Source organism: Bradyrhizobium sp. Pha-3 (genome assembly GCF_042258615.1).
GTDB lineage: Bacteria > Pseudomonadota > Alphaproteobacteria > Rhizobiales > Xanthobacteraceae > Bradyrhizobium.
Genome location: NZ_CP170152.1, coordinates 4,167,673 through 4,194,335, shown reverse-complemented (window position 1 = coordinate 4,194,335; position 26,663 = coordinate 4,167,673). Strand labels below are relative to the sequence as shown.

Below are 26,663 nucleotides of genomic sequence, written 5' to 3'. Positions count from 1 at the left end.
GGTCCAAGAGCAGCTCAAGTGCCGCGCTACGTGAAGCACACCACGAAACAGATCGCTACCGGCACCAAAAAGCGCCGGGCAATACGAACCAATGGCGGACATTTGCCCGAATGAGCAGCAGCCGCTTTGTCCGAATGGGGTCGAGCCGCACTGCAAGTGATTGAAAACACTGGAGCGGGTGAAGGGAATCGAACCCTCGTATTCAGCTTGGAAGTCGGGAAATCTTGTAGTGTTTTCAAAGGCCGTTCTGACATTTTTGGCGTTTTTGGCCCATTGAGATCGTTACAGGATTTTCCGTTGTCAGAACGGCGACGAATCGTGGACGCGACGATGCAGGGTGGATTCGCCATTAACGAAAATGGCCCGCGTGAAGCGGGCCATTTTCGTCGAGAGCTAATCTCAAACTTGGTTGCGGGGAGACGCCCCCCACAGACGCGCCCCGCTCGTGAGTTTCCTTAGCCTTCAACGGCTTGCCCAGTCAACTGTGCGCCCTGCCCGCTCGCAATGCGATTTGACTCGGCCCCCAAAGGTCTCCGCAGCTCCCGAAGCAGGCCTCACCACACGTATCGCACAGTGCCCTTGCCGGCATAGGAGCGCGTCACGTTGGAGAACTCGCCCTCGAAGGTCGCAGCTGCCGACCACCCGTTCAGCCACTTCATTTCTGCGGAGACCGTGGTGAGAGCGGAGTCGGCTGCCGGTCGTGCACCACTGACGACGAAGCTCGCACCGGGGAGCGCCTGGAAGGTTGCGGCCACCGAGTGATCCGGATTGAAGTCGTGCGCCCACGCGGCGCGGCCGCGCAGGGTGAGCACGCCGTTCTGCATGGCGAAGGATTTGTCCGCGCGCAGGCCGAGCTCGCTGCGCGTGTCGGTCGCGCTCCTGGCGGCATAGGCGAGCGCGAAGGCATTGCTGCCCGAGACGACAGTTTCCGCATAGCCCGGCAGATTGAACGTGGTGAACTGGCCCGCCGCATAGGGCGTGAGGCCGATGCCGCCGATCCATGGTGCAATGAGGCGGTAACCGCCTTCGAGACGGCCGCTCCAGGCATTGGCGTTGAACTCGGCGCGCAGATGATCAACGCCGGCAAGCGTCACCGTGCGATCGGTGGTGACGTCCTGCCAGCCATAGGCCAGCGCGGCAGAGAGGTAGCTCGGGCCATTGGTGTGGCGAAGATAGGCGCCGGCCTGGAACAGGTCGGAGCGGCCGGTGCCACCGCCAGTCACGGAGAAGCTGGTGCCGCCGCCGGCGAGGGCGAAGCCGGCGAGCGTCTGCGGCGAGAAGGCGTATTCGGCGCCGGCGGCGGTGCCGAACAGGCGGCTCGTTGCGCTGTTCGTGCCCTGCGCGGTGTTGCCATCCGTCGTCTGCGATCCGCCGAAGCCCGCAGCCCACACGTTCCAGCGCTGCTCGAAGGTCTTGACCGGCGGCAGCATGGCGAAGGCGTCGCGTGCGGTGCCTGCCGGCGCGCTATCGGCATAGGCTGGCGGTGCCGTCGCGCCAGTCTCGCGGCCGGCGCCGGAGGGATCGGTGAGCAGGCCCGTGAATTGGCCCATTGCTTGGAACGTGGTCTGCTGCGAACCCACAGCAGTTTCACCGGAGGCTTGTGTCAGGCCGGCCGCCGTCAGCCCGCTATAGACCAGCGAGATGCCACCATTGCGGTTGAAGGAATTGATGATGGCGTTGCCGACATTCTGCTGATTGCCGCTGGGGCTGCCACCCGATGGCGCGACAAAGTTCAGGATCAGATTCAGATAGGCGTGCGTGCCGTCATAGCTCAGCGTGGTGTGGAAGTTCGACGGCAGGTTGGTCTGGACGACGGAACCGAACGTGCCGTTGATGCTGCCGGCGGTCAGGATGGTATACTGCTTGGCGACGTAGCTGCCCGACGCGAACACCGCGTTGACGGTGGCGCCACCCAGTGCCGCCGTACCCGTGACATTGGCGAACGAGGCGGTCGAGGGGTTGATCTGCACCAGATAAATCGCGGCGGAGGCGAACGCGAGGCTGCCGGTGACGGACGCCGAGGAGCCTGCGATGGTGGTGCCGGGCGCATAGGTGCCGCCGCTGTTGACGTTCAGCGTCGCCGTCGAACCGGTGCCGGTCAGGATGCCACCATTCACCGTGGTCGTTCCCAGGATCGAACCTGAATTGATTGTGGCGCCTGCCATGTTGGTCAGGCCGCCGCTCAGCGTGCCGGCGTTGGTGACGGTGCCGCTGTTGGTCACAAGGCCGGATACCGTGCCGCCGCCATTGTTGATGAAGCTGCCCGCGCTCGCAATCGTGCCGGTCCACACTCCGTTATTGGTGATGGTACCGGTGTTGCTCGCGACGTCTGCGATGTAAGTGCCGTTGTTGGTCACGTTGCCGGCGTTGTTGAGGGCGTCGCTGATGCGGCCGCCCGCGGAAACCACGATCGTGCCCGATGAGGTGTTGGTGATGCCGCTGGCTGTGGCCGTCAATCGTCCAGAATTGGCGACGGTGATTGCGCCGCTATTGGTCAGCAGACCCTGAAGCGTGTAATCGCCGCTCGCGTTGATTGCCAGCGTCGCGCCATGGGCGTTGGCAAAGGTCGAAGCGCTCGTCACCGTGCCGCCGACATTGAACACGCCGTTGGCATTGTTGGCGATGGTGCCGTTGATCACGCCGCCATTGGCGTTGACGGTGGCGGTGTTGGTGAGGCCTCCCGCAATGGTGTTGGTGGTCGTCAGCGTGCCGCCGGAGACGTTCACACCGCCGTTGAGCTGGCCCGCATTGGTGGTGGTTCCGGTGTTGGTGAAAAGGCCGGCGACGGTGCCGGTGGCGTTGTTGAGGAAGGTCGCCGCGTTGGTGGTGCCGCCGGTCGTCGTCACGGTGCCGTTGTTGGTGAAGGTGCCGGCATTGTTGGCGATGGTGGTGGCGATGAGCCTCATGCCTGAGGAGACGTTGACGGCTGCGGCCGACGTCGAATTGTTGGTGAAGGTGGTAATGCCGGTGAAATTGCCGCCGGAGACCGCGAGCGTCGCCGTGCCGCTGTTGGTGAAGGCGCCGTTGGTCGTGAGTGCGCCGGTCACTGCGAACGAGCCGGTGCTCTGGTTGGCAATACCGTCGTTGATCGCGCCAGCCGCATTCACGTTGCCGTTGTTGGTAAGGCCGCCATTGACGGTGCCGGTGGTGGTGAAGGTTGCCGCGTTGCCGTTCGTGATCCCGCCGGTCGTCGTCACCGTGCCGTTGTTGGTGAAGGTGCCGGCATTGTTGGCGATGGTGGTGGCGCTGAGCGTCCTGCCGGAGGAGACAGTGACGGCCGACGCTGATGTCGAATTGTTGGTAAGGGTGGTGATGCCAGTGAAATTGCCGCCGGAGACCGCGAGCGTTGCCGTATTGCTGTTGGTGAAGGCGCCGTTGGTCGTGAGCGCGCCGGTCACCGTGAACGAGCCGGTGCTCTGGTTGGCAATGCCGCCATTGACCACGCCGGCCGCGTTCACGGTGCCGGTATTGGTGAGGCCGCCATTGACGGTCCCGGTGGTGGTGAAGATGGCGCTGTTGGTGGTGCCGCCCGTCGCCGTCACCGTGCCGCTGTTGGTGAAGGTGCCGGCATTGTTGGCGATGGTGGTGGCGCTGAGCGTCCTGCCGGAGGAGACAGTGACGGCCGACGCTGATGTCGAATTGTTGGTGAGGGTGGTGATGCCGGTGAAATTGCCGCCGGAGACCGCGAGCGTTGCCGTATTGCTGTTGGTGAAGGCGCCGTTGGTCGTGAGTGCGCCGGTCACCGTGAACGAGCCGGTGCTCTGGTTGGCAATGCCGTCGTTGACCGCGCCGGCCGCATTGACGGTGCCGGTATTGGCAAGGCCGCCATTGACGGTGCCGGTGGTGGTGAAGGTGGCGCTGTTGGTAGTGCCGCCGGTCGTCGTCACCGTGCCGTTGTTGGTGAAGGTGCCGGCGTTGTTGGCGATGGTGGCGGCGCTGAGCGTCATGCCGGAGGAGACATTGACGGCTGAGGTCGACGTCGAATTATTGATGAAAGTCGAAATGCCGGTGAAATTGCCGCCGGAGACCGCGAGCGTTGCCGTGCCGCTGTTGGTGAAGGCGCCGTTGGTCGTGAGTGCGCCGGTCACTGCGAACGAGCCGGCGCTCTGGTTGGCAATACCGCCGTTGATCGCGCCAGCCGCATTGACGGTGCCGCTATTCGTGAACCCGCCATTGACGGTGCCGGTGGTGGTGAAGGTTCCCGCGCTTCCGTTCGTGATGCCGGCGGTCGTTGTCACCGTCCCACGATTAGTGAAGGTGCCGGCATTGTTGGCGATGGTGGTGGCGCTGAGTGTCCGGCCAGAGGAGACATTCACGGCCGACGCCGATGTCGAATTGTTGGTGAGGGTGGTGATACCGGTCATGTTGCCGCCGGTCAGCGTCAACACGCCGTTGTTCTGGTTTGTGATGTTCCCGGTGACCACGACGTCGCCGCCGAGCACTTTGATGCTGCCGTCATTGACAATGCTGTTTATTCCCGATGACAGCGTCGCCGTTCCGCCAGGACCGTTGAAATTGATCGTGCCGCCGCCAAGATTGTTAACCGCACCGGCGTCGACGATGGCGCCGCCGGCGCCGACGTCGATCACCGCGTTGTTGTTGAGCGTGTTGCCGACACCTTGCAACGTCGCCCCGGCGCCGACGCTGATCGTGCTTCCATAGTTGTTGATCGTCTGGGCGCTCAGTGTGCGGCCGGCGCCGATGGCGATGGCGCCGTAGTTCGTCAGCGTCGTGATGCCGGTTGCGTCATTCGCCGCCGTTGCCCCGGTCACCGACATGGTGACGCCGCCATTGACCTGGACCGTGCTGTTGAAGGTGCCTGCCAGCGTCGTGGCACTGCCGAGTTCGATCGCGCCGATGTTGCTGCCGGCGAGCGCCGTGATGCTGTTGACTCCGCCCGTGATGAAGATCGCGGATGAAAGCACGCCGGTGCCACCGCCGAAAGGCATCGTGTTGGCGCCTCCCTGCTCACCGCCGGCAATCGTTCCGCTGTTCACGATGGTCAGGTTCTGGCCGACGATTCCGTAACCGCCAGCCTGCGGCCTGGAGGAAATATTCGCGTTCTGAAAGTCCGTGCCGCCGGCACCGCCCTTGATCGAGCCTGAATTCGTGATCGTCAGCCCGGCGGAAGCCGTAGCGGTAACCCCGTGGCCGCCGCGCCCGCCGGTGCCATCAGCGGGAGAACTCGGAAAGGGGAGGCCCGGACCGACACCCGCGCCACCGCCGCCGCCATTGCCGCCGGCGATCGTGCCGGTGTTGACGAGATTGCTGCCCGTCGTGGCGATGACGCCCGACCCGCCGCCGCCGCCGCCACCGCCGGCCCCGAAGGAGTAGGTTGGGATGTTGGCCGAACGGCTAATGCCGCCGTTGCCGCCATTGCCGCCCTTGATCGCGGCGTTGTTCGTCAAGTCCGTGGTCAAGGTCAGCCCGGCGCCGCCTGCACCGCCGCCGCCGCCGCCCGATGCAATGCCGGAGGCTTGGCCACCCCCGCCGCCCTGATCCGAGCCGCCGCCAGCTCCGGCGATGCCATTGCCGCCGGACGCGCCGCTGCCGCCGCTCGTGCCTGTTGTCGAGCCGTCGCCGGCGAGACCCGCCGCGCCACCCCCGCCCGGCGTCGAGCTGCTTGGCGCGTCACCGCCAGCCACACCGTTGGCGCCCGTGCTTTGGGCCAGCGCCGGCAGCGTCGATACCAACGCCAAGGCCGTTGACACCAAAAAGAGCGCCCGCAAGCGGTGCTTGCCGCCAAATTGATCCGCTGCCGCTGCCACTGTTGCGTTCCCCCCGCCGCGCGGCACGGATCAGCCTGGCGGCTCATCCGTGCGCGATCATTCCCGCAGCCCGGAAAGTCGAGTCTGCCGCATCTTCATCGCACCGGGTCCGGAGGGGTGTCCTGATAAGGGGGTGGCTAGTTTCTGAAAGTTTCTGATATTTCCATTTCAGACCCGATCTTCGGGCATCTTGGACAGACTTCCGCTATACGAGCCGCCTTGGGAGACGCTTTGGGGGATCATTTGCTTCGTTTCGCCGGCTTCGAGCTGGACCCGCAGCGCGCGGAGCTGCGCGGGGCCGATGGTGCTTCGATCAAGCTCCGGCCCAAGACCTTCGAGATGCTCCGGTTTTTCGCCGCCAGCGGCGGCCGCGTGCTGACCAAGCAGGAGCTGATGGAGGCGGTCTGGCCGAACGTCCATGTCGGCGAGGACAGCCTGTTCCAGTGCATCCGCGAGCTTCGCACTGCGCTCGGCGACGAGCGGCGGCAGCTGATCAAGCTCGCCTCCGGCGGCGGTTATCTGCTGGCGACGGAGGTCACGGCGCAGTCCGAGGCGCCTCCGCTCGCCCAGGCCGTGGAGGCCGCGCCTGCGGCGCCGACCGAGGGTGTCTCGCTACAGGCGAGGTCGCAGCGCTTCATCTTCGGTTTCAGCCGGCGGGCCATGGCGGCCGCAGTGGCCGGGCTCGGTGTGATTGTCATAAGCCTTGCGGTTGCCGCCCCGGTGCTGAAACCGGACCTCCTGTTCACGCGAACGCCGCCGCGGCTGGTCGTGATGCCGATCGTTGACGCCAGCAACGACCCGCGCGGCGCGGTGATGGCGGAAGAGGTTACCGGCCGTCTGACGGACGGTTTTGCCAAGATCCAGAATATCAGCGTGGTTGCGCCACGATCGCCAGCGCTCGCGAGCGTCGAACGCACCAGTTCGCCTGCCACATCGCCCGATTACGAAATTCGCGGCGAGTTGCAGCATAGCGATCAATCCTGGACGCTGCGGGCGCGCATCATCAAGGCCGGCACCGGCGAGGTTCAATCGGTTGTCGCGGCGTCGGTCAACGCTGACGAGGCGGACGCGCAGCTTGCGCAGTCCCGGCTCGTCGCCGGCGTCGGTCATGTGCTCGCGCGCCGGCTGAATGAAATTCTGGAGCCGAGCAAGTCTTCATCCGCGAGCCGCACATCGTCCGCGGGCGGCGACAAGGTCGCCGTCGAGCAGGCGCTCGCCTCGATCAACCAGACCACGCGCGAGCGTTTTGGCGCGGCGCAGGCCATGCTGCAGAAGGCGCTCATCGACGACCCCGACAATCTCGACATCGCGGTTGCGCTCGCCTCGCTCCAGATGCGCGGCATCCAGATGGTCTGGTTCAGCCCGGAGGAGGCTGTTACGGTCGAGGCCAGGGCCAATGCGACGCTCGAGCAGGCGTTGCGGTCGAAGCCGAATTCCATTCCGGTGCTCGAGGCCACTTGCCGCTTCCTCAGCGCGACCAACCATTTCGTGGAAAGTCTCGTTACCTGCGCCAAGGCGTTGAGCTTCGATCCGTGGAACGGGTCTGCGCTCTATCTGATCGGCTTAGGTCAGATCTATCTCGGCCGCTTCGACGACGCGCTCGCGACATTCCGGCAGGCCGATCGTTACGACACGCCGCCGGCCTCGCGCTGGACCTGGCTGCTCGGCGCCGGCTTTGCGAATGTGTTGATGGGGCGCGACGAGGAGGCGCTGCCGTGGCTGCAACGTTCGATCGCCATCACGCCGGCGACCGGGCGCTCGCATTTGCTGCTCGCTGCCGCCTACCAGAGATCGGGCCACCTCGAGGAGGCGAGGGCGGCGATCGCGGAGGGACTGAGGCTGCGGCCCGGCACGACCAGGCTCAACGTCTCGTCGCCGATGAAGAACGCAAGTCCGGTTTGTATCGCAGCCTGGGAGCGCGTCGTTCAGGCCGAGGTCGACGCGGGGTTGCCGGAGCGGTGAATGCGGTGGCGACCTTACCACTACGGCGTTGACCTCATTGCTCTGGGCTTTGGGCAGCATTAGCTTCAAAGGATCGCTCGGATCGATGTCCCGAGCCTGGTTTAAGCGATTGGTCAAATCCCGGCAGTTCAACTTCAGTTCGGGAGCCGAGGCGCAGATCACCGTCGCAGAACCCTACCCCGACTGATCGTCTGACCACTCATCTGCGCAAATTTTCGCGAAGCTTGTGTTCGATCCGTCCTTTTTTACGCCATCGTCGCCGACTTCCGCACGCGCGTTCAGTACCTCTTCTCCAAACCAGGAGATTCGGTTTTGATGAGTTCGCACCTCAAGCAGTCCGGGGTAGCGCGGGGAATACGGCAGCGCATCAAGCGACACGTGAAGCCGTCGATCGGAAAGCGAGCATCAGAACGTGTACGCAGCCTATTTGTCAGAATGAAATCCGACCCTCTCGCTAAGTCTTTGGAAAGGCTGGAGCGGGTGAAGGGAATCGAACCCTCGTATTCAGCTTGGAAGGCCCACGTTCCGCCAGTCTCTTCAATGTCAATTCTGACAAATTGCCCTTAACAGGCCCATTGAGCGCTAACGGCTATTTCGGGCTGTCAGAACATGCGGTCATCGGCGCATGAAAAGCAATCGTCCCCTGCCCTCCTCCAACCGTCATCCCGCCGATCTCCTCGCCGAGCTGCGTCAGCAGATCGCCACGCTGAAGGCCGCCGAGGCCGAGCTGCGCGCTGCACCAATTCGGTAAATCGGGAAGCGATATCTTCCGGTGTGCCGGTGTGATGACTATTTGAGGATTCGAGCGACCGCGACGCATCCGGGGACGGGCAAACGCAGGGGTCGCAATCCGCAGATCAGGAAATGCAAAAGCCCTGCCGCTAGCAGGGCGACAGGGCTTTCACTGATCAATTGAGTAGCGGCACCACCCGCTAACTCGGCACCATCCACGGTGAGGTCAAGTCACCATGAACATGAACACATCTAGTATTCCGTGCTCCGCCAAGCAAGCGCCCAGCGACACCAAGGGCGACAAATTCACCCGCGATCAGTTTGATTGGCTGCGACAGGTAGCACTCGACAGTGAGCTGCCACCTACGGCCACGCGCGTCGCGATCGCGCTGACCAAATACTTCAACCGCGAGCATGACGGCTGGGCCTGGATGTCACAGGCCAAGTTGGCGCTCGATCTCGGCATGCCGGAGCGCACGGTCCGGTTCGCGCTGTCGGCCTTGATCAAGGCCGACCACCTGATCACCAAGCGGCGCGGCCGGATGGAAACGAGCCTGTATCACCTCGCCTTGAAAGAGGAGAGTGACCGGCAACCCATTGCCACTCATGTCCGGCAACCTATTGCCGCTCACTCCGAAGTGACCGGCAAGATTCAGCAGAGTGACCGGCAAAAACCTGCACGAGTGACCGGCAACCCATTGCCGCCAAACCCTCTTAAAGAACCCTCTGAAGAATCCATTGAAGAAGAGTCAGACTCTCCTCGCCTCGATCTTGGTGAAGAAGGGCCGCGTCCAAGGGAACAGACTCAGGCTCTCGATATCGACGCCGCCTTTGAGTCCTTCTGGAACCAGTATCCTCGAAAGGTGGACAAGCTCAAAGCCAAGCTTGTGTATCGCCGTATCGTCTCGAAGAAGCAAGTGACCCCGGCCGGGCTGTTGGCCGGCGCCATGCGCTACGCCGCGGAGCGCACCGGGCAAGATCCCAAATACACGAAGCATGCGACGACCTGGCTCAACGCAGGCAGCTGGGCGAACGAGCCGGCCGCCACGCCGATCGCCGACACCATCGAGGACGGCAACCCGACAGCAGCGCCGCCACCGCACCGGCCACCATCCAGTAATCCTCACGAAGCCCGACTCATGGCCCGGCTCGCTGCCCTCGCCGCCAAGGGAGGGCTGCAATGAACCAGATCACCGCCAAAGCAACCGGCCAGCAGATCGTCACCGCCACCACCGCCAGCAAGATCACGCTGCCGATGGTGTTCGCGGCGGCCAAACCGACGATCGAGGCGATCAAGATAATGTGGAAGCCCCTGCAGTGGTGCGCCGAGCACCACGACAGAATCGGCGCTGTAACGGTCGAGCTGCCGGACACGCGGAAGGAGGCCCGCGTGAGAAATCGCGACATGGCGCGGTGCTATTTCGATTTCATCCCTGACGAAAACACACTTGATCGAGCCGGCGAGCTGTTCACCGTCGCCGAGCGCGAACCAGCGCCGGCCGATTGGATGCCGATGGCCTTCGACGCCATGCTGATGGCGATGCCGAACGCCAAGAACATCTCCGAGCACACCGTCGCCGCCTACCTCGAAACGCTCGACGATCCGGAGACGTGGCAGGGATATGGGCCGGGCTTCTCGGCCGCCGTCGTGGTCCGCTCGATCCGTGAGGCCATGCGGGCAAGCACCTACGTGGCAACACCATGCGAGCTGCTGCAGATGTTGCTGAAGCACCGCAAGCTGTTCAGGACCTGGCAATCCGATGTGCGGTGGCTACGTGATGCCCGCGACCGCTCCGAGGATATCTTGCTGAACCTGGGCGAGATCAGATGCGAGATGCCTGACGATGACAGTCTGATCCCGTTTGACTGAAGCGCGCCGCCAGTGGGAGCGCACGGACCACAAAATGTCTGTGGAGGGCCGTCGCACGATTCGAACTCCGTCCCATGTTCCCAATGCCTTACGGGCAAAACAGCGCTCATGGGCTAAGAGCGCGGAGTCTTGACCACAACGCAACGCCGCGAGCACATAACCTATCCCCCGAAGGCTCTCTGATGTTTTTCAATGGAGAGCCCTGCCGTGTCGAACAAGCTGCAAATCAAGATCAGTCTCTGGAGCCTGTCGATCAGCGCTGATGGCCTGTGGGCGATTGGCGCCGCTGTTCTCATCGTGCTTGCGCTGGTGCTCTGGTGGTGGCGCTAGAGCTCGCCCCAGCGAGCGCGCGGGCATGACCAAATGGAGTGCTCCGCTTGAGCAATAATTCATTCCTCGAAACCTGGCGTAGACTGCCCCTGCTCCCGCCGGGTTTCGCAAGCCCCCCTTTGAAGCCTGTGGAGCAGGCGACCCCGCCAAGCGGCCGCTCGCAAGACGGGGTCGCTGCGTGTCGGGCACCCTCAGAGCCGCCGGCCGCTATCAGCTGCTCGAGCTGCGCGACTGCATCGGGCGCGTCGCGCACCAGCGGCGGTTGCTCCAGTACGTGGCCGACGCCACCGACAGCATGCCGGGGTCGGACGACTGGTAGCGCTAGAGAGCGAACGCGCCGGTCCCACATGTAAGATATAGATAGTAGTATCAGCCGCTGCTCCGTTGCCCGCTATTTGGGCCTGTAGATCCTGATGCCGCCGATGCGCGCGCAGGCCGGGATGGATACCGGCTTGTCGGTTTCGGCCGCGAATGAGCACTTCTCGTTCTCCTCGACCACGTACCAGAAGCCCTTCGCCTTGGGCGATTCGCAGCCGAACTCGAGCCCGTTGTCGCAGACCGCCCGCGCTCCGACTGCGTCCCGCAGCGAGCCGCCATTGCGATTGCCGAAGGCGTCGGAGGCGCCCTTGTCGTAGGTGTAGAGTCCCGTCACCGTGCGCCCGTTCTCCGTCCAGTCGAGTCCGAAGCTTCCCGCTGGGCCCTCGACGCTGGCGCACACCAGACAGTCCTCTCCCTTGGCCACCCTGACCTTGTAGCCGGGAAACCGGCGACGCAGGGCGTCAGCGGTCAGTTTCTCGCCGAGGCGCACAGTCTCGGCGGACTCCGCGGCATTCGTCATGCCGTCGGGGCTGAACACGAAGCCCGTCGCCTGCTTGACGTGCCGTCCGCAGATGCCGGCTGAAGCGTGCTCGGTGCAGTAGGCCGCCATCGCGCCCGCGCTCGACGTCGCGCCGACGATCACGGGCACCCCATCTCCGAGACAGTACAGCGTGAGCCGCATGACGCCGACATCGCGGGAGGACGTGCCGTCCTCGGCCGTTCCCCATGTTTCGAGTGCGTCCGAGTTCTGGCTTTGCGCCCATTTCAGACAGGTGGCCTGCGACGGTTGGGACGGCTTCTGCGACAGGTTCGGCATGGTGGCGGACGCTGTACCCGTACAGATCGTTAACGAGATCAGGGCGGCCAATGCCGCAAACTGACGCAACGACATGAAAAACTCTGATCCCTTACTCTTCGCTGCGAACATAGATGGCTGGTCCCAAGGCTAACACGAATTAATATGAGTCGACGGTGAAACGGCTTGTCGATGTAAAGCCTAGATCCTGCCGCTTGCGCCTTAAAAGTTCGGCACTCAATGGCTTTCTTAGCATGGCGGGCAGCGTTGCGTTGATCTCGGCATCACTGAAAGTAAGGTCTGCTCAACCGTGCCATCCTCCATTACTCGCCCCTTCGCATGTTTCCAGACTCATTGTCTGCTTGGTGCCACTCGATGCCACTCGATAGCTTACGGCCATAGGGGCAGCGCACATCCGGTCATCGCAGGATTTTCTCGCCGAGCAGTGGGTGACGGTCGGCACCACACACATCCGGTTGTCGATTTTATTTCGATGGACATTGCCGTTGCGGGACTTGCGCTCGTCTGGGTGTGCAATTTGCACACCCCCTCCTGCCTGCCCGCCTGCAGCATGCCGCTGCTAGGCCAGCCAGATTGCCGCCCACACGCCCACGAGCACCGCCGACGCAAGAATGATAGCCAAATCGATGGACAAATCGGTGATGCGGATCATGCACTGAACCTCTTTCGGGACGGCCAACTCTGCACCGGAAAGCTGTGATCCAGTTGTGAGCTATTTCACATGCCGGCCGGGCGCCAGCGTCTCAGATCAGGACGCCATACCAAATGATCAAAGCGAAGATCACCAGCAACACGACGGTGATGATCTGTTCCCCGAGAGGTATCGGTGGCTTAGCCATGGCGGCCCGGCCTTTGTGCTGCACGGGAGCGGGATACTGCAACGGGCCGGCGGTTCATCAGCACACCGCCGTCCGCTTAAAATGCATGCGGACGGCGCTGGCTCTAGCCCCAAGGAAGGGTGACGCAAAATCCCTGGCGGTTCCAACTGTGCACACCCTATGCCACAGGACATGTCCCAAATTGGCTATCACGGTCCGTGTAGCGTTGGTTCAGTTTGGGCACACCCCTTGGAAACCGGCCGAAATACTGGTACAAAAAATGGTTTGCCAATTCTAACTGAACCATATATTGTGAACCTATCCAATTTGACCCGTGAGGTTTCCCCATGTGCCACGTCAGAGCCTACCTTCGCGCCAGCACTGAGGACCAGGACGCCAATCGCGCCCGTGCGCAACTGCAAGCCTTCGCCGATGATCGCGGCCTCGATGTTGTCGGATGGTACGCCGAGAACATGAGCGGGACCGTTGTTGACCGTCCCGAGTTGTTCCGGCTGATCAACGACTCTAAGCCCGGCGATATCCTGCTCATCGAACAGGTCGACCGACTCTCACGCCTGAAGCTTGCCGACTGGCAACGACTGAAGGGCGAGATCACCGCGCGTGGCATCCGCGTTGTGGCGCTCGATCTCCCGACCAGCTGGACGATGGCGGCGAAGGCCGGCGATGAATTCACCGGCCGTATGTTTGATGCGATCAACGGCATGTTGCTGGACATGCTGGCCGCGATTGCGCGCAAGGATTACGACGATCGCAGACGCCGTCAGACGGAAGGACAAGCCACCGCGAAGGCAGAGGGCAAGTACAAAGGCCGCCCCGCCGATGTGCAGCGGAATGCCGGCATCGCCGCCATGCTCAAGGCCGGCGCGTCGTGGTCCTCGATACAGGCCGCCACGGGATGCAGCCGCGCGACCATTGCGAAGATCAGCAAGGCTGCCTGATCTCGTCACCATCACCGTCGACCATCGGCCCGCCATCGAGCGGGCCGTTTGCTTTGTGGACTGGTCAGGGCGCGGCGTCGTGATCACCAACGTGACGCTTGATGGCGTTACGATCGGCGGCGATGAACATTGCGGCAACCGCCATCGAGACGACGGCAGCGGCGGCAAGCACGAGATCGATCATTGACGGCCCTCCGGGGAGTCCAGCCTGCCGGGATATTGGCGACGTCATCGGTGATCCCGTAGTGCCATTCGTCATGTGCCGCAGGACGCGCGCCAGCCTCGCCCATGAGCTGGCGTGATCCCGGCCGCCCAGACACACGGCGCGTGGATGGCCGCGCTCTGCGGCCATCGCAAACGATGGCCTGAGGGATTTGAAGCCAAACCAAATTTCGATTTGCCGGTTCGGCGCTCGTTGCGTTGGCTCTTGAGCACATCTAGGGTCCGACGATCGCGGCCATAGTTGAGAATCGCAATGAAAAAGGTGCTCCTAGTTCTAATTGTGGGGTTCGTTGGGTTAGTCGCGCTGTTGGGCTTCGGAGGAGAAAACGAGCAGCGCGCAAAAATCGAAAAAGCCACGACACCCGAGCAACTCGCAATGGCCATGATCGACAAGTCTCAGGTGACCTTCGACAAGGGCGTGCTCGTGATCAATCGCACCGTCAATTCCGTTCTAACAGCCGGCACGGCCGTTAGCGGCTTCAACGTCTACACTGCACGACTAATCCCTGCTGTGTTTGCCAAATTCCCGCAGGTCGAATCAATCGTCTTCCGGGAGAGCGGGCCGTTTCGTGACATTCGCGGCAATGAGTCGACGGAGGAAATGCTTCGGATCTCGTTCATGAGGACTGACGCCAATCAGATCCATTGGGACAGGATCAATTACGACGATATTCCGAAGCTCGGCGAGCACTACTGGATGCATCCGGGCTTGCGGCGCGCGCTTCAATGAATGCGCCAGCTCTCGCTTATCTTTCAGCGCGGTAGCTGTGCGCGGAGTTAGAACCCCGCTAGTGCTGGAAATCTCGCCAATTGCTAAAGAGGCTTGCCAACGACGCTGACGTCGCGAACGGCAAGCAGGGGCCTTGCCAAAGCGGCCTGTCTCCGCGCGAACTGAATCTGTGTCATTGGCAGCAGCCCATTACAGCCGGTGAAAAGCACCAGAAGCCGCGCACAATGATGAGGGACGCTCATAATGCGCCCGGGTCAGGCCGCCATTCTCGATGACCTCGTCAGTTTTTCCGACGATCCTCGATTTCAGGAGCCGGGTTTCGGGGTCTGGCAGACCGAGATCCGCGATGACGTTGTCCGATGGCGGTTCGGCGAAGCTTATTTCGGTTTGAGTCCATCTTTCGATGCAGCTCTTGACCTTCAACGGCAAGGTGCCGCCCGCGAGTCGTCGTCAATGCTTATGTCTGTCACTTCCGTTAGGCCGTGCACGGGCCACTTCTCGCTTCCGCCCCCTCTCTAACAACGGTTTCAGGTAAGCCGCCGTCCGGCTATCTGCCACGTTGACAACCTCCTGGGGCGTACCGCGTGCGATGACACGACCACCGTCGTCCCCTGCCCCGGGGCCAAGATCGATGACCCAATCCACCTGCGCGATGACCCGCATGTCATGCTCGACGACGACGACCGTGTTGCCGGCATCGACAAGCCCCTGCAGTTGGAGCATCAACCGGTCAACGTCGGCCGGATGGAGGCCGGCGGTCGGTTCATCGAGCACATAGAGCGTATTGCCGTGCTGCGCACGCTGTAGTTCGGTCGCCAGCTTGATTCGCTGCGCCTCACCGCCCGAGAGTTCCGTCGCCGGTTGCCCGAGCCGCAGGTAGCCAAGCCCGATCTCGCGCAACACGCTAAGCGGTCGCAACACTTGCGCTTCGTCCGCGAAGAACTGGCAAGCTTCGTCGACGGTCATCCGCAGCACTTGCGCGATGTTGCGGCCACGCCATTCGATCTCGAGCGTCTGTGGATTGTACCGGCTGCCATTGCAGGTCGAGCATGGTGCATACACGCTGGGCAGAAACAGCAGCTCGACCATGACAAAGCCTTCGCCCTCACAGGTCGGACAACGACCTTGTGCGACGTTGAACGAGAATCTGCTTGCGCTGTAGTGGCGCCTTCGCGCCATGGGCGTGTCGGCGAAAAGTTGGCGTACTTGATCGAAGAGACCACTATAGGTCGCCAAATTCGAACGCGGCGTACGCCCGATTGGCTTCTGATCAACCTGAACAAGACGGCGGATGAGATCCATGCCGCTCACGATGCGTCCTGCAGCTTGCTGTGCCACCGGAAGCAGCGGGTCGACCTCGTCCTCCCCCGAGACGGCAAGCGGCCGCCCGAAGTGCTCGCTCACGAGTTCGGGAAGCGCCTGACTGACAAGACTGGACTTACCCGAGCCTGAGAGTCCCGTGACCGCCGTAAAAACGCCGAGCGGAAACGCGGCATCGAGAGCATGGAGGTTATTGCGCGTGATACCTTCCAGCCGCAACCATCCCTTGGGATTCCGTGGCACCCGGTCAACCGCAGCTGGTTTATCGAACAGATAGCGCCGAGTGATCGAAGCCTCGACATCGGCCAGTCCTGCGAGCGACCCGCTGTAAATCACTTGGCCGCCCTGCTCGCCGGCACCCGGCCCCACATCCACTAGCCACTCGCCATGGTGTATCAGATCCAGATCGTGTTCGACGACGAACAGCGAATTTCCGGCGGACTTAAGGCGCTGCAGGATCGTGAGCAACGCCGCTCCGTCCGCAGGATGCAACCCCGCGGACGGCTCGTCCAGCACGTAGACTACACCGAATAGATGCGAAGACAGTTGCGTTGCGAGCCGCAAGCGCTGCAGTTCGCCTGATGACAGCGTCGGCGTGCTACGATCAAGGGAGATGTATCCGAGCCCAAGATCTATGAGCGGTATAAGGCGTTCTAGCAATTCGGATGCGAGACGTTGTGCGGCAACACGCTTCTCTTCGGAAAGGTTGGGCGTGCGGCGCACATCCGGGGCGCTCTTGTGTGCCGATCCGCCCGCGGCCACCCGTCTCTCGACCGCCGCGACGCGAGCCCTCTTGTCGAGTACGTCGCCTCTTGAAGCGACTTCGGCACCACCGAACTCGCCACGTGCAACGGACGTTAGCAATTCTCTGAGCTTAAGGAATGACAGATCGCCGAACTCGGCTATGTCGAGTTGCGCGAATTTCACCGAAAGCGCTTCCCGCTTCAACCGCTTGCCATGACAGGTCGGGCAGTCGCGACCGATGATGTATCGTGAAACGCGCTTCTTCATCAACGCACTCTTCGTATTGGCAAACGTGTCCAATACATAACGGCGAGCGCCCGTGAACGTGCCCTGATAGCTTGGCTCCATTCCGCGCTTGAGCGCTGTATGGGTTTGCTGTGGGGTAAAGCCCGCATATACGGGCACGGTTGGCTGTTCGTCGGTCAAAAGAATCCAGCCACGATCCTTTTTCGACAATTCGCGCCAGGGCGTATCGACGTCATAGCCGAGCGATACGAGAATATCGCGAAGATTTTGGCCGTGCCAGGCTGGCGGCCAGGCGGCGATCGCGCGCTCGCGAATTGTCAGCGATGGGTCCGGCACCATCGTTTTCTCGGTGGCGTCATAAACGCGCCCGAGCCCATGGCATGTCGGGCAGGCGCCCTCCACGGTGTTGGGCGAAAAATCCTCAGCATAGAGCATAGGTTGATTGCGCGGGTAATCGCCGGCGCGTGAATAGAGCATGCGCACCAAGCTGGACAGCGTAGTCAAACTACCAACGGAGGAACGAGCGTTTGGTGAGCTCCGCTGCTGTTGGAGAGCAACTGCCGGCGGCAATCCGTCGATCGAGTCAACCTCTGGAACCCCCGCCTGGTTGATTAACCGGCGTGCATAGGGAGCGACCGATTCTAGGTAACGACGCTGCGCCTCGGCATAGAGGGTGCCGAAGGCGAGCGACGACTTACCGGATCCGGATATGCCCGTGAACACCACGAACGCGTCGCGTGGGATATCGACATCAACATTCTTCAGATTGTTTTCACGCGCGCCGCGCACCCGCACACAGCCGGATCGTTCCGCTGGGCCGTCACTAGCGAAGGGCGATGTCGAGCGTGGATTTCTCATCATCATACCAATCTTGCCAGCGGTGGACAAATTGTCGAACTACGGCGCTTGGTCAACACAATATGAAGCCGGTGGTGTTCGTGGTCGAAGGACATTTCACGGCAACTTACCAGAAACGCCGGTCGCAATAATGCGAGATCCATCGACGACCGCGGACAGATGCTAAACCAGGACATCAAATCGCGTCGTAAGCTCGATCGTCTGATCACGATGCACCGTGTCGGCAGGGACCGGCACTTGCCACGAACGTACACAAGAAGACCATCCGTCGAAACAGCAACGATAGCGACTACGACCACTGAAGCGAACAAGCCGGCCCTTCGGGCAGCAATTGAAACGACGATCCTTTGATGGCGATTCAAGAACCAGAACTCGCATACCCTCCTCGGCCATTTTTGGATAAGTCGTCGTACCTTGTACGCAGGAAGTCGGAATTACGTCGACACCAGGAATGGGGTTGATTTACGATTTCTTCGTCTCGACGACGTCGGCCCGACGCAGCACAACGGATGCTTCCGCCGTCAAAACACGGAAGGTGAATGTCTCCTGAAAATAGAGTTCGACGGTCGTGCTGGTATGGCTGAGATATCCGATCGAAAGATCTTGGCCGATATCCAGTTCAAAATCGCCTCCTCGCGTCGTTAGGACAAAAGCGCCGCTAATGGCAGGCGCCCAGAAAACGCCGCCATCGACGATCCGTTCGACGTGGTGAAAGACAGGGTATCCTTCATCGCTTCCGCCGCTGGCGGCCGTGTATGCCTCTGCCCCAAGGACGAGGGCATATGGCCCGTTGCAGCCGGCAAGTCTGAGTTCACTGACCGCTCGCGCGACGGCACTTGGATAGGCTTTCGCATTTGCCGGAAGAATGAGCGCTGCATTGCTGCTGGCCTCGCGAATGCCCTCGATCCCTGCGGTCGGATATCCATCGAAAATCGCACGGTCCTCGGCAAATGCGATTCTGCGGGCAGCATCCTTGACCGGCGCCCAGTCGGCGTCCAAGGCGCCACGCTCAACGTCATCGATCTGCTGACGCGAGAGCTGGAATGGAACGCGCAGTTCGACGAGCGCCCTCACCTCGCGCTGTTGCGCCGTCATTCCCTCGCCTGGAGCCGAAAGTTGTTTGACATGGCCAGTGCCCACCGCCGAGAAGCCACCCCCCTTGGCTTCGGGGACGTCGACCACGCGCCGGCCGGCAAGGTGCCGCCTCAGGGTACGGGAAGCTTCCTCCTCGATTTGAGCCCAGGCCGCGTCGGATATGGGAGCGAGTTGGCGGTGAAGATTATTCATGGTTCGCCTTCTTGTTTTAAAGAGCCAATTCCAAGCGAGCCGTCGTTGACGGGCGGACGTTTACGAGCGGTATCTGGCGAGCTTGTGCCACGCTGCTCACCGTCGACCGGCGTTTCCCCGCTGGAAGCCGTGGCGCCATCGTCTTCAGGCGAAACGTCGTCAAGAAATGTAGCCGACGGTACGAAGAACAGCGCCCCCGTAACGGCGCGGCTGACATCCAGCAGCCGGTCGTAGTTGCCGGGCGGCCGACCGACAAACATGTTCTCGAGCATCTGCTCGATCCGGTGGGGCGAGCGCGCGTAGCCTATGAAATAGGTGCCAAATTCACCCTTGCCGATCTCACCGAAAGGCATGTTGCCGCGCACGATCTCAAGCTGCTCGCCGTCTTCGATGATCGTCGTCAGAACATTATGCGCGTAGGGCGCTTTGGCCGCATCGTCCTGCTCGATGTCCGACAGTTTGTGGCGACCGATGATATTTTCCTGCTCCAAGGTGGATATCGCATTCCAGCGCTGCAGATCGTGTAGATACTTCTGGGTGATGACGTAGCTTCCGCCGGCGAATGCAGGGTCCTCTTGTCCGATGGTCGTCGCGCCAACCGCGTCCTGATCGGACGGGTTCTCGGTTCCATCGACAAATCCAAGCAAGTCGCGATCGTCAAAGTATTTGAACCCATGAACCTCGTCGATCGTTGTCACGGCTTTGCCCAGCCGGGACATGATCTGTGAGGCAAGCTCGAAGCATAGGTCCATGCGGACTGACCGGATATGAAAAAGGATGTCGCCCGGCGTGGAGACTGCGTGATGCACCCCATGGATTTCCCTGAAGGGATGAAGATCCTTGGGTCGCGGATCACCGAACAGTCGGTCCCAGGCATCGAAACCGAGGGCCATCACGCATGATAGCCGCGCTTCGGGATCGCGAAATCCGACGGCTCGCAGGAGTGCCGACAGACCGGCACATAGACGGCGCACCGTAATTTCGCTGTCCTTTCCAGGATTGATCCGGACGACGAGAAATATCGCGGCTCGCGTCAGTTTCGCGACGACGGGTTGTGGGACGACAGCTGGCACAATCACTCCTTGGCGGCCCATTCGGAGTCCTCAATGCTCCGGGCTTGGCCGTCCGCCTGAACACCGCCCGCGCGGTCGGTGCAGCCCGCCGCCATTGGCATCGACGAGCTTCTCGAACGAGGCGTCGTGCGGAAATCACCGGCAGTGCGATCGGGATAACGAACACACAAGGCCGCTGCCATCCTCTGAGATGTCACTTCGACCAATCAGGCCGAGACTTGGTCAATCCATATCCCGAAAGGCATGGCCATCGGCCTTGACACCTTCGATCACGCCCGGCGGCAAAAGATCCTGAGCGGAAGTCCCGTCAAAAACCCAGTCGCCCTTGTCCGCGAGGTCCGGGAGCGGCGCGCCCTTGCGGACGTAAATCCCGATCGCCGGCTTCTTCACATTGATGTAGAGATCGTATTCTTCCATCGTGTCGATGCTTTCCCTGTTGCTCTATCGGGCCATTTCTCGGCTACGGAGCAACCGCCATGCCAGTTTGAGTGCATCGAGATATCAAGAGCTTACGCCAATCTGACCGACCGGATCTGACAAACTGTCCGATCCGGCGGGGACAAATTGTCCAAGCTGCGTGCGCATCGGGCTCGCGCAGCGTCGAGCCGGATGTCGCTGCCGTGAAATCGAAACGTCCTGCCGGACAACAGCGGCCGCGGCGGTCCCGCTGCAATATCCCGGCTATCCAAGATCGACAGGACGTCCTGACGGCTCTTCTTCCAGTGTCACCGCAATGTCGGCATTGGCGGATAAGCGCACCTTATTGCCCTCGACGCCGGCGACGAATCCTAGCTCGATATAGTGCTGGTGACCTTTGTGATGCCCGAAGCTGTCGCTCTTCTTGAGCCTGATACGATCACCTTCGACCTGATCGACCGTGCCGACATGCACACCGTCAGCGCCGATTACTTCCATACCGCCGTTGATCTTGTTCATAGCCGTACCTTTCTCCCTGGAATCCATTGCAGCGGATCACGCGAGCCATGATCCGTATCGACTGCGTGACCGCGGACCGCTCGCACCAATCACTTGACCGGGCGGCCCGACTTTTCTTCCTCAAAGAGTTCGACGATATCGGCGTCAGAGCAGAGCCGCACCTTGTGATCCGTGACGCTGTCGACGAAATCCATGCCGATATAGTGGTGATGTCGTTTGTGCCGGCTACCACCGCTTTCGCTCTTCCTTAGCTTGATACGATCGCCCTCGATGCCATCGACGACACCGATCTGCACGCCGTCAAACCCGACGACCTCCATGCCTTCCTTGATCTGATGCTTTCCCATGAAATGTACCTGCTCGTTCCCTGTGATTCCCAAGCCTGACGTTCAGATCGCTTCGTCATCGTCCGGCGGCTTCACTGCCTTTCCATTGAACGTCAAACCGTCCTTCCCGGAGGAGATCTGCACTGTGGAGCCGTCGCGGACGTCGCCGGCGAGCAACATCTCGGCCAGCGGATCCTGTACATACCGCTGGATGACCCTCTTTAATGGCCTCGCCCCGTAGGCAGGATCCCAGCCCTTCTCGGCGAGCCAGGCCTGGGCCTTGGCGTCGAGCGACAGCGTAATTTTGCGATCGTCGAGGAGCTTGCGGAGACGCGCAAACTGAATGTCGACGATTCGACCCATGTCGTTCTTCTGCAGCCGCTGGAACAGGATGATCGCGTCGACGCGGTTGAGAAATTCCGGCCGGAAATGCGCGCGGACCATCTCCATGACCTTGTCGCGAACGGCACTGGTCTTTTCGCCTTCGCCCTGATTGACGAGGTACTCCGCGCCCAGATTAGAGGTCATGATGATGAGCGTGTTGCGAAAATCGACCGTACGCCCCTGGCCGTCGGTCAGCCGCCCGTCGTCCAGAACCTGCAACAACACGTTAAAGACGTCCGGATGCGCCTTCTCGATCTCGTCGAACAGCACGACCTGATATGGCCGTCGCCGCACCGCTTCCGTGAGTACGCCGCCCTCGTCGTAGCCGACATAACCTGGGGGCGCGCCGATGAGCCGCGCGACCGAGTGCTTCTCCATGAACTCCGACATGTCGATGCGAAGCATCGCGTGTTCATCGTCGAACAGGAATTCCGCGAGCGCCTTGGCCAATTCTGTTTTGCCAACACCGGTGGGACCAAGGAACATGAACGAACCCATCGGCCGGTTCGGGTCCTGCAATCCCGCGCGGGCCCGTCGTACGGCCGTTGACACGGCGCGAACGGCTTCTTTCTGTCCGACAACGCGTTTGGCGATCATCTCCTCCATCTGGAGGAGTTTCTCCCTCTCGCCCTCGAGCATCTTGTCGACCGGAACGCCGGTCCAGCGCGAGACCACCTGGGCGATATTGTCGGCCGTGACCGTCTCACTGATTGAACCACTCTCGCTGGACTCAACAGCGGCCAGCTTCTTTTCCAGCTCGGGAATCGTGCTGTAGGACAATTCGCCGGCGCGCTGGTATTCGCCCTTGCGCTGTGCGTTCGCCAGCTCAGTACGCCATTGCTCGAGTTGCGCCTTCATCTTCTGGGCGTCCGAAAGCTTGCTCTTTTCGGCCTGCCATTTCGTCGTCATGTCAGCGGAACGCTTCTCGAGATCAACCAGATCCTGGTCGAGCGTCTTCAGACGGCTCTTTGATCCGGCATCGCCCTCCTTCTTGAGTGCCTCCTGCTCGATCTTGAGACGCACGATCTCGCGGTCCAGCGAATCCAGCTCCTCGGGCTTGGAGTCGACCTGCATCTTGAGCCGTGCGGCAGCCTCGTCGACGAGGTCGATGGCCTTGTCGGGGAGAAACCGGTCGGTGATGTAGCGGTTGGATAACGTTGCGGCAGCGACCAGCGCCGCGTCCGAGATCCGCACGCCATGATGTTGTTCATACTTGTCCTTTAGGCCGCGCAGGATCGATATGGTGTCCTCTACCGTCGGCTGCGACACGAATACCGGCTGGAAACGGCGGGCCAGCGCGGCGTCTTTCTCGACATGCTTGCGATATTCGTCGAGCGTGGTCGCACCCACACAGTGCAACTCACCGCGGGCCAGCGCGGGTTTGAGGAGATTGGAAGCATCCATCGCGCCGTCGGTCTTGCCAGCACCGATGAGCGTGTGCATCTCGTCGATGAAGAGGATGATACCGCCATCCGCGGATGTCACCTCGGAGAGCACGGCCTTCAGCCGTTCCTCGAACTCGCCGCGATACTTGGCACCTGCAATCAGCGCGCCCATGTCGAGCGCGAGCAGCTTCTTGTCTTTCAAGCTCTCGGGAACATCGCCATTAACGATCCGCAACGCAAGCCCTTCGACGATGGCGGTCTTGCCGACGCCCGGTTCACCGATCAGGACCGGATTGTTCTTGGTGCGGCGCGACAGCACCTGGATTGTGCGACGGATCTCCTCGTCGCGACCGATCACCGGGTCGAGCTTGCCGTCACGCGCGGCCTGCGTCAGATCGCGGGCGTACTTCTTCAGTGCGTCGTATGCATTCTCGGCCGACGCGCTGTCTGCGGTGCGGCCTTTCCGGAGCAAATCGATCGCGGCGCCGAGAGCCTGGGCATTGAGCCCCCCCTGCGCCAGGACCTTCGACGCTTCGCTGCTCTTGTCCGTCGACAAGGCCTGCAGCAGGCGTTCGACGGTGACGAAACTGTCGCCCGCCTTCTCCGCCAGTTCCTCCGCAGCGGTGAACAGGCGCGCGGTGTCGGGCGCCATGTAAACTTGTCCCGCACCCGAACCGGACACCTTCGGCAGTTTTGCCAAAGCCGCTTCCGTCGCGTGCAGGATCGCCCGCGAGTTTCCACCCGCCCGATCAATCAGACCGGCGGCCAAGCCTTCGTTGTCGTCGAGCAACACCTTGAGCACATGGAGAGGCGTGAACTGTTGGTTACCTTCCCGTGTTGCCAGAGACTGCGCCGACTGGATAAAGCCCCTCGCGCGGTCGGTATATTTCTCGGGATTCATGAAGCCGCCTTTCAGACCCGCGGTCTGTCGTCAAATGGTCAGGAATGGAGTTGAGATCTGGTTGACGTCGGCGCAGCGGGCTGCACGCCCGGAAGCTTCTGCCTTATCCCTTCGGCTTTGGCCTCGGTGGGATGGACGATGAGGTCGGACATGGCGATTGCTCCCTGCTTGATGCTCAATTCCGGCTCTAAAGGACAGCGAATCGTCCCAGTCTCAGCGCGGCGCGGCTTGCGTGTCTGCCAATCGCGCAATCTTTGCATCGAGGCGCTGTCGTAATCTGGCGACCTCGATGACCATCCGCTCATGGGTCCCCTTGCCGATTTCCTCGATTTCATCGGAGGCACTGACGGCAAATGCGATCCGGCGGCCGTCGACCGCAGTGACTTCCGCCGTGGCAGTAACCGTCTGTCCGACCACAGTCGCAGCAAGGTGCTGTATGTTGACCGTGGTACCGACTACGCTTTCACCCGGCTCGAGATAGCTGCGAGCGGCATTCAAGGCGGCATTCTCCATCGCCATGATCATGACTGGTGTCGCCAACACCGGCGGCAGGATGCTGTCCTTGAACCGGTTGGCCAGATGTTCGGGTCTTACAACGAGCGTGAAGCGTCCGATTGTGCCAGTCGATATGCGCTTCATCGGTCACACCGCCTTCTTGAAGAGATCCTCGACATACTCCCAGTTCACGAGGTGTTCGAGAAACGCCTTGATGTAGTCAGATCTTCGATTTCGGTAATCGATATAGTAGGAGTGTTCCCAAACGTCACAGCCCAGTATGGGCTTTGCACCGTAGACGAGAGGGTTCTCGCCATTGGGCGTTCTCATGACGATTGTCTTGCCGTTCTGCACTGCAAGCCAACACCAGCCAGAGCCAAATTGTCCGACGCCGGCTGCGACGAACTCCTCTTTCATCTTCTCGATCGAACCGAAGTCCGCCTTGATTCTCCGTTCCAGGATTCCCGGCAGCGCGCTTCCGGCGTGCGGCTTCATCCATTTCCAGAAGCAGGTGTGGTTCAGGTCCTGGCTCGCATTGTTGAATATGGGAACGTTGTTCCCAAAGGAGCCGATGACGACATCCTCCAGGCTCATCCCCTCCCACTCGGTGCCCTTGATCAGGGCATTGAGGGCATTCACGTACGCAGCATGGTGCTTGTCGTGGTGATATTCCAGCGTTTCCCTCGACATGTAGGGAGCGAGCGCGTCATGCGCGTAGGGCAGATCGGGAAGCGTGAACGACATGGACATCTCCTCTGGAGAGAACATCGGCGACGGCATGGTGACTGCCACGCGACCGCGCTGCTGCCCCGAGATCCTGAGCAACTCATGTGCCACGTCTGAAGTTCTACGATATCAATCAGTTGCGTCGCGGGGGGAGGTACTTTCGGACAACTTGTCGGAAGCAAGCCGGACAAAATGTCCTGCGTGTCGCGTTGGAGCCCGGCTCACCAAACCGAGGATGAAAGATCGCTTGTCAAAAGTAGCGTTCGATATGGATCGAACTCGAATGACAGCAAGCGGCGAGCACCCGCGGGCACTTCTACGCTCCCGACGCACTTGGAGCGGCTATACCCAGATGGGCTGCGTCGATGATGCACCAATGCCGGCCATGGCCGGCCATTTCGCCAGATCGGCCAACGACGCGAAAGCGCGGCATCAGCTCCTCGGGCAAGCTCAGTAAGCGCTCCAGAGCAAAGCAGCGAGACGACGGCGCGACTAGTCGGCCTCATCGAGTGGCGGCCGGGCCACGCGAAATCCGTGCGCGTCCGCAAAACGAAGTGCCTCAACGACCATCGTCTTCACGACCTTGGGCTCATCATCGTGATTGAGCTCGTACTCCAACATCATTGATGCAAACGCCTCCTCGTCAACCTTTTCCAGCGCATCAGCCAGTTCAATCAGCGTCATCACGCACCTCCTTGTTAGCGATCTCGCCTGCTGCCGATGCAATGGGGCGCCCGGCTCGCCTAGTCCGCCTGATCATACATGATCGCGAGGGCGGCAAGGGCAAGCAGGATGTACTCGCCATTGTAGTCGACGTCCTCATCGGTAGAGAGATCAAATTGCTGCCACACGCCGTCCAGCTTTCCGGCATCGTGCTCGGCAACGACCTTGACGGCGACTTCACGGATGGCATCGAACTGCGAAAAGTCGAAGTGCAGCCCCGCATCGTCCATGAACAGCCCATGGCTCTGCAAAAAGGCCGCCATCGGCATCGTCGTCTCACTGATGTAAAAGAGCAGGTCGTCCGCTTCCAATGGCCGATCCTGCGCCTGCGGTATGAGACCGACCTGATCGATGAGCAGATGTGCTTTGGCCTGCATATCCTTCGACAGCTGCTGGTTGGACACAATGGTCATTTCTAACGCTCCTCGCTCTTCACACGCAGGTCGAGCGCCGTCACTGCCGGCAGGAAAACATCGGCCGGCCTGGCATCATTTGATGCGGCGTCCCTGGAAGTAGCCCTCATTGGTGGTGTTCTCGCGGATGTTTGCCGTATCGCCCTGTTCCGCGTAATTGTCTTCACGCTTCTTCGACGACGTATCCTTCTTGACTTCGGGATCACTGCCGGTGCCCTTCGGGCTGCGGTTGGCCCGCGGAACAGGGGGCATTTTTCCATGATGACGTGGCATTGCTGCGTCTCCTTCTCCTTGACCACAGACTCATTGTTGCACGCGGT

Annotated in this window: 23 protein-coding genes; 8 read left to right on the top strand and 15 right to left on the bottom strand. The window is 61.4% G+C overall.

What is annotated here, in order from left to right:
* Window positions 1-554: 554 nt before the first annotated feature.
* Window positions 555-5,711 carry an autotransporter domain-containing protein gene (locus ACE10Z_RS19835; protein WP_375789407.1) on the bottom strand — a complete coding sequence of 1,719 codons (5,157 nt, stop codon included), beginning with the start codon at window positions 5,709-5,711 and terminating at the stop codon, window positions 555-557.
* Window positions 5,712-5,987: 276 nt separating this feature from the next.
* On the opposite strand from ACE10Z_RS19835, the gene ACE10Z_RS19830 reads away from it, so the two are divergent.
* From ACE10Z_RS19830 to ACE10Z_RS19805, 6 genes are all read left to right on the top strand, one after another.
* Window positions 5,988-7,730 carry a winged helix-turn-helix domain-containing protein gene (locus tag ACE10Z_RS19830; RefSeq protein ID WP_375789406.1) on the top strand — a complete coding sequence of 581 codons (1,743 nt, stop codon included), beginning with the start codon at window positions 5,988-5,990 and terminating at the stop codon, window positions 7,728-7,730.
* A 625-nt stretch (window positions 7,731-8,355) separates the two neighbouring features.
* Complete coding sequence (locus tag ACE10Z_RS19825) at window positions 8,356-8,481, top strand: hypothetical protein (RefSeq protein WP_375789405.1); 126 nt, start codon at window positions 8,356-8,358, stop codon at window positions 8,479-8,481.
* A gap of 217 nt (window positions 8,482-8,698) precedes the next feature.
* On the top strand, window positions 8,699-9,646 hold the full coding sequence (locus ACE10Z_RS19820) for a helix-turn-helix domain-containing protein (protein ID WP_375789404.1): 948 nt from the start codon (window positions 8,699-8,701) through the stop codon (window positions 9,644-9,646).
* Entirely contained in the window at window positions 9,643-10,332 is a 690-nt protein-coding gene (locus ACE10Z_RS19815; protein WP_375789403.1) for a hypothetical protein, read from the top strand. Before ACE10Z_RS19820 ends, ACE10Z_RS19815 begins: the two co-directional genes overlap by 4 nt.
* 207 nt (window positions 10,333-10,539) lie before the next feature.
* Window positions 10,540-10,662 (top strand): hypothetical protein, encoded by a 123-nt coding sequence (locus ACE10Z_RS19810; protein ID WP_375789402.1) that lies wholly within the window; start codon window positions 10,540-10,542, stop codon window positions 10,660-10,662.
* A 178-nt stretch (window positions 10,663-10,840) separates the two neighbouring features.
* Window positions 10,841-10,981, top strand: a complete 141-nt coding sequence (locus ACE10Z_RS19805; protein ID WP_375789401.1) for a hypothetical protein — start codon at window positions 10,841-10,843, stop codon at window positions 10,979-10,981.
* Window positions 10,982-11,053: 72 nt separating this feature from the next.
* On the opposite strand, the gene ACE10Z_RS19800 is transcribed toward ACE10Z_RS19805, so the two are convergent.
* Window positions 11,054-11,872 (bottom strand): hypothetical protein, encoded by an 819-nt coding sequence (locus tag ACE10Z_RS19800; protein WP_375789400.1) that lies wholly within the window; start codon window positions 11,870-11,872, stop codon window positions 11,054-11,056.
* A 1,090-nt stretch (window positions 11,873-12,962) separates the two neighbouring features.
* On the opposite strand from ACE10Z_RS19800, the gene ACE10Z_RS19795 reads away from it, so the two are divergent.
* Window positions 12,963-13,574 (top strand): recombinase family protein, encoded by a 612-nt coding sequence (locus ACE10Z_RS19795; RefSeq protein ID WP_375789399.1) that lies wholly within the window; start codon window positions 12,963-12,965, stop codon window positions 13,572-13,574.
* 475 nt (window positions 13,575-14,049) lie between these two features.
* Window positions 14,050-14,526 carry a hypothetical protein gene (locus ACE10Z_RS19790; RefSeq protein ID WP_375789398.1) on the top strand — a complete coding sequence of 159 codons (477 nt, stop codon included), beginning with the start codon at window positions 14,050-14,052 and terminating at the stop codon, window positions 14,524-14,526.
* Between the two features lie 189 nt (window positions 14,527-14,715).
* Here ACE10Z_RS19790 and ACE10Z_RS19785 read toward each other — a convergent pair whose 3' ends face one another.
* The 13 genes from ACE10Z_RS19785 to ACE10Z_RS19725 form a co-directional block, all read right to left on the bottom strand.
* The gene (locus tag ACE10Z_RS19785) at window positions 14,716-14,955 is read right to left on the bottom strand and encodes a hypothetical protein (protein ID WP_375789397.1); all 240 of its coding nucleotides are present in this window, start codon (window positions 14,953-14,955) and stop codon (window positions 14,716-14,718) included.
* A 21-nt stretch (window positions 14,956-14,976) separates the two neighbouring features.
* A complete protein-coding gene (locus ACE10Z_RS19780; protein WP_375789882.1) occupies window positions 14,977-17,694 on the bottom strand; it encodes an excinuclease ABC subunit A in 2,718 nt (905 codons plus the stop codon).
* A 462-nt stretch (window positions 17,695-18,156) separates the two neighbouring features.
* The gene (locus ACE10Z_RS19775; protein ID WP_375789396.1) at window positions 18,157-18,981 is read right to left on the bottom strand and encodes a family 1 encapsulin nanocompartment shell protein; all 825 of its coding nucleotides are present in this window, start codon (window positions 18,979-18,981) and stop codon (window positions 18,157-18,159) included.
* Window positions 18,978-20,075: a Dyp-type peroxidase gene (locus ACE10Z_RS19770; RefSeq protein ID WP_375789395.1), complete on the bottom strand. Its 1,098-nt coding sequence runs from the start codon at window positions 20,073-20,075 to the stop codon at window positions 18,978-18,980. The genes ACE10Z_RS19775 and ACE10Z_RS19770 overlap by 4 nt, the downstream gene beginning before the upstream one ends.
* A 201-nt stretch (window positions 20,076-20,276) precedes the next feature.
* Window positions 20,277-20,471: a hypothetical protein gene (locus ACE10Z_RS19765; protein WP_375789394.1), complete on the bottom strand. Its 195-nt coding sequence runs from the start codon at window positions 20,469-20,471 to the stop codon at window positions 20,277-20,279.
* 264 nt (window positions 20,472-20,735) lie between these two features.
* Window positions 20,736-20,990, bottom strand: a complete 255-nt coding sequence (locus ACE10Z_RS19760) for a DUF2171 domain-containing protein (protein ID WP_375789393.1) — start codon at window positions 20,988-20,990, stop codon at window positions 20,736-20,738.
* Between the two features lie 89 nt (window positions 20,991-21,079).
* The gene (locus ACE10Z_RS19755; protein ID WP_375789392.1) at window positions 21,080-21,337 is read right to left on the bottom strand and encodes a DUF2171 domain-containing protein; all 258 of its coding nucleotides are present in this window, start codon (window positions 21,335-21,337) and stop codon (window positions 21,080-21,082) included.
* 42 nt (window positions 21,338-21,379) lie between these two features.
* Window positions 21,380-23,986, bottom strand: a complete 2,607-nt coding sequence (gene clpB / locus ACE10Z_RS19750) for an ATP-dependent chaperone ClpB (protein ID WP_375789391.1) — start codon at window positions 23,984-23,986, stop codon at window positions 21,380-21,382.
* 213 nt (window positions 23,987-24,199) lie between these two features.
* A complete protein-coding gene (locus ACE10Z_RS19745) occupies window positions 24,200-24,625 on the bottom strand; it encodes a thioesterase family protein (RefSeq protein WP_375789390.1) in 426 nt (141 codons plus the stop codon).
* Window positions 24,626-24,628: 3 nt separating this feature from the next.
* Window positions 24,629-25,225, bottom strand: a complete 597-nt coding sequence (locus ACE10Z_RS19740; protein WP_375789389.1) for a superoxide dismutase — start codon at window positions 25,223-25,225, stop codon at window positions 24,629-24,631.
* A 474-nt stretch (window positions 25,226-25,699) separates the two neighbouring features.
* Window positions 25,700-25,891: a hypothetical protein gene (locus ACE10Z_RS19735; protein WP_375789388.1), complete on the bottom strand. Its 192-nt coding sequence runs from the start codon at window positions 25,889-25,891 to the stop codon at window positions 25,700-25,702.
* 59 nt (window positions 25,892-25,950) lie between these two features.
* Window positions 25,951-26,343: a hypothetical protein gene (locus ACE10Z_RS19730; protein ID WP_375789387.1), complete on the bottom strand. Its 393-nt coding sequence runs from the start codon at window positions 26,341-26,343 to the stop codon at window positions 25,951-25,953.
* 75 nt (window positions 26,344-26,418) lie between these two features.
* Complete coding sequence (locus ACE10Z_RS19725; RefSeq protein ID WP_375789386.1) at window positions 26,419-26,616, bottom strand: hypothetical protein; 198 nt, start codon at window positions 26,614-26,616, stop codon at window positions 26,419-26,421.
* Between the last annotated feature and the right edge of the window lie 47 nt (window positions 26,617-26,663).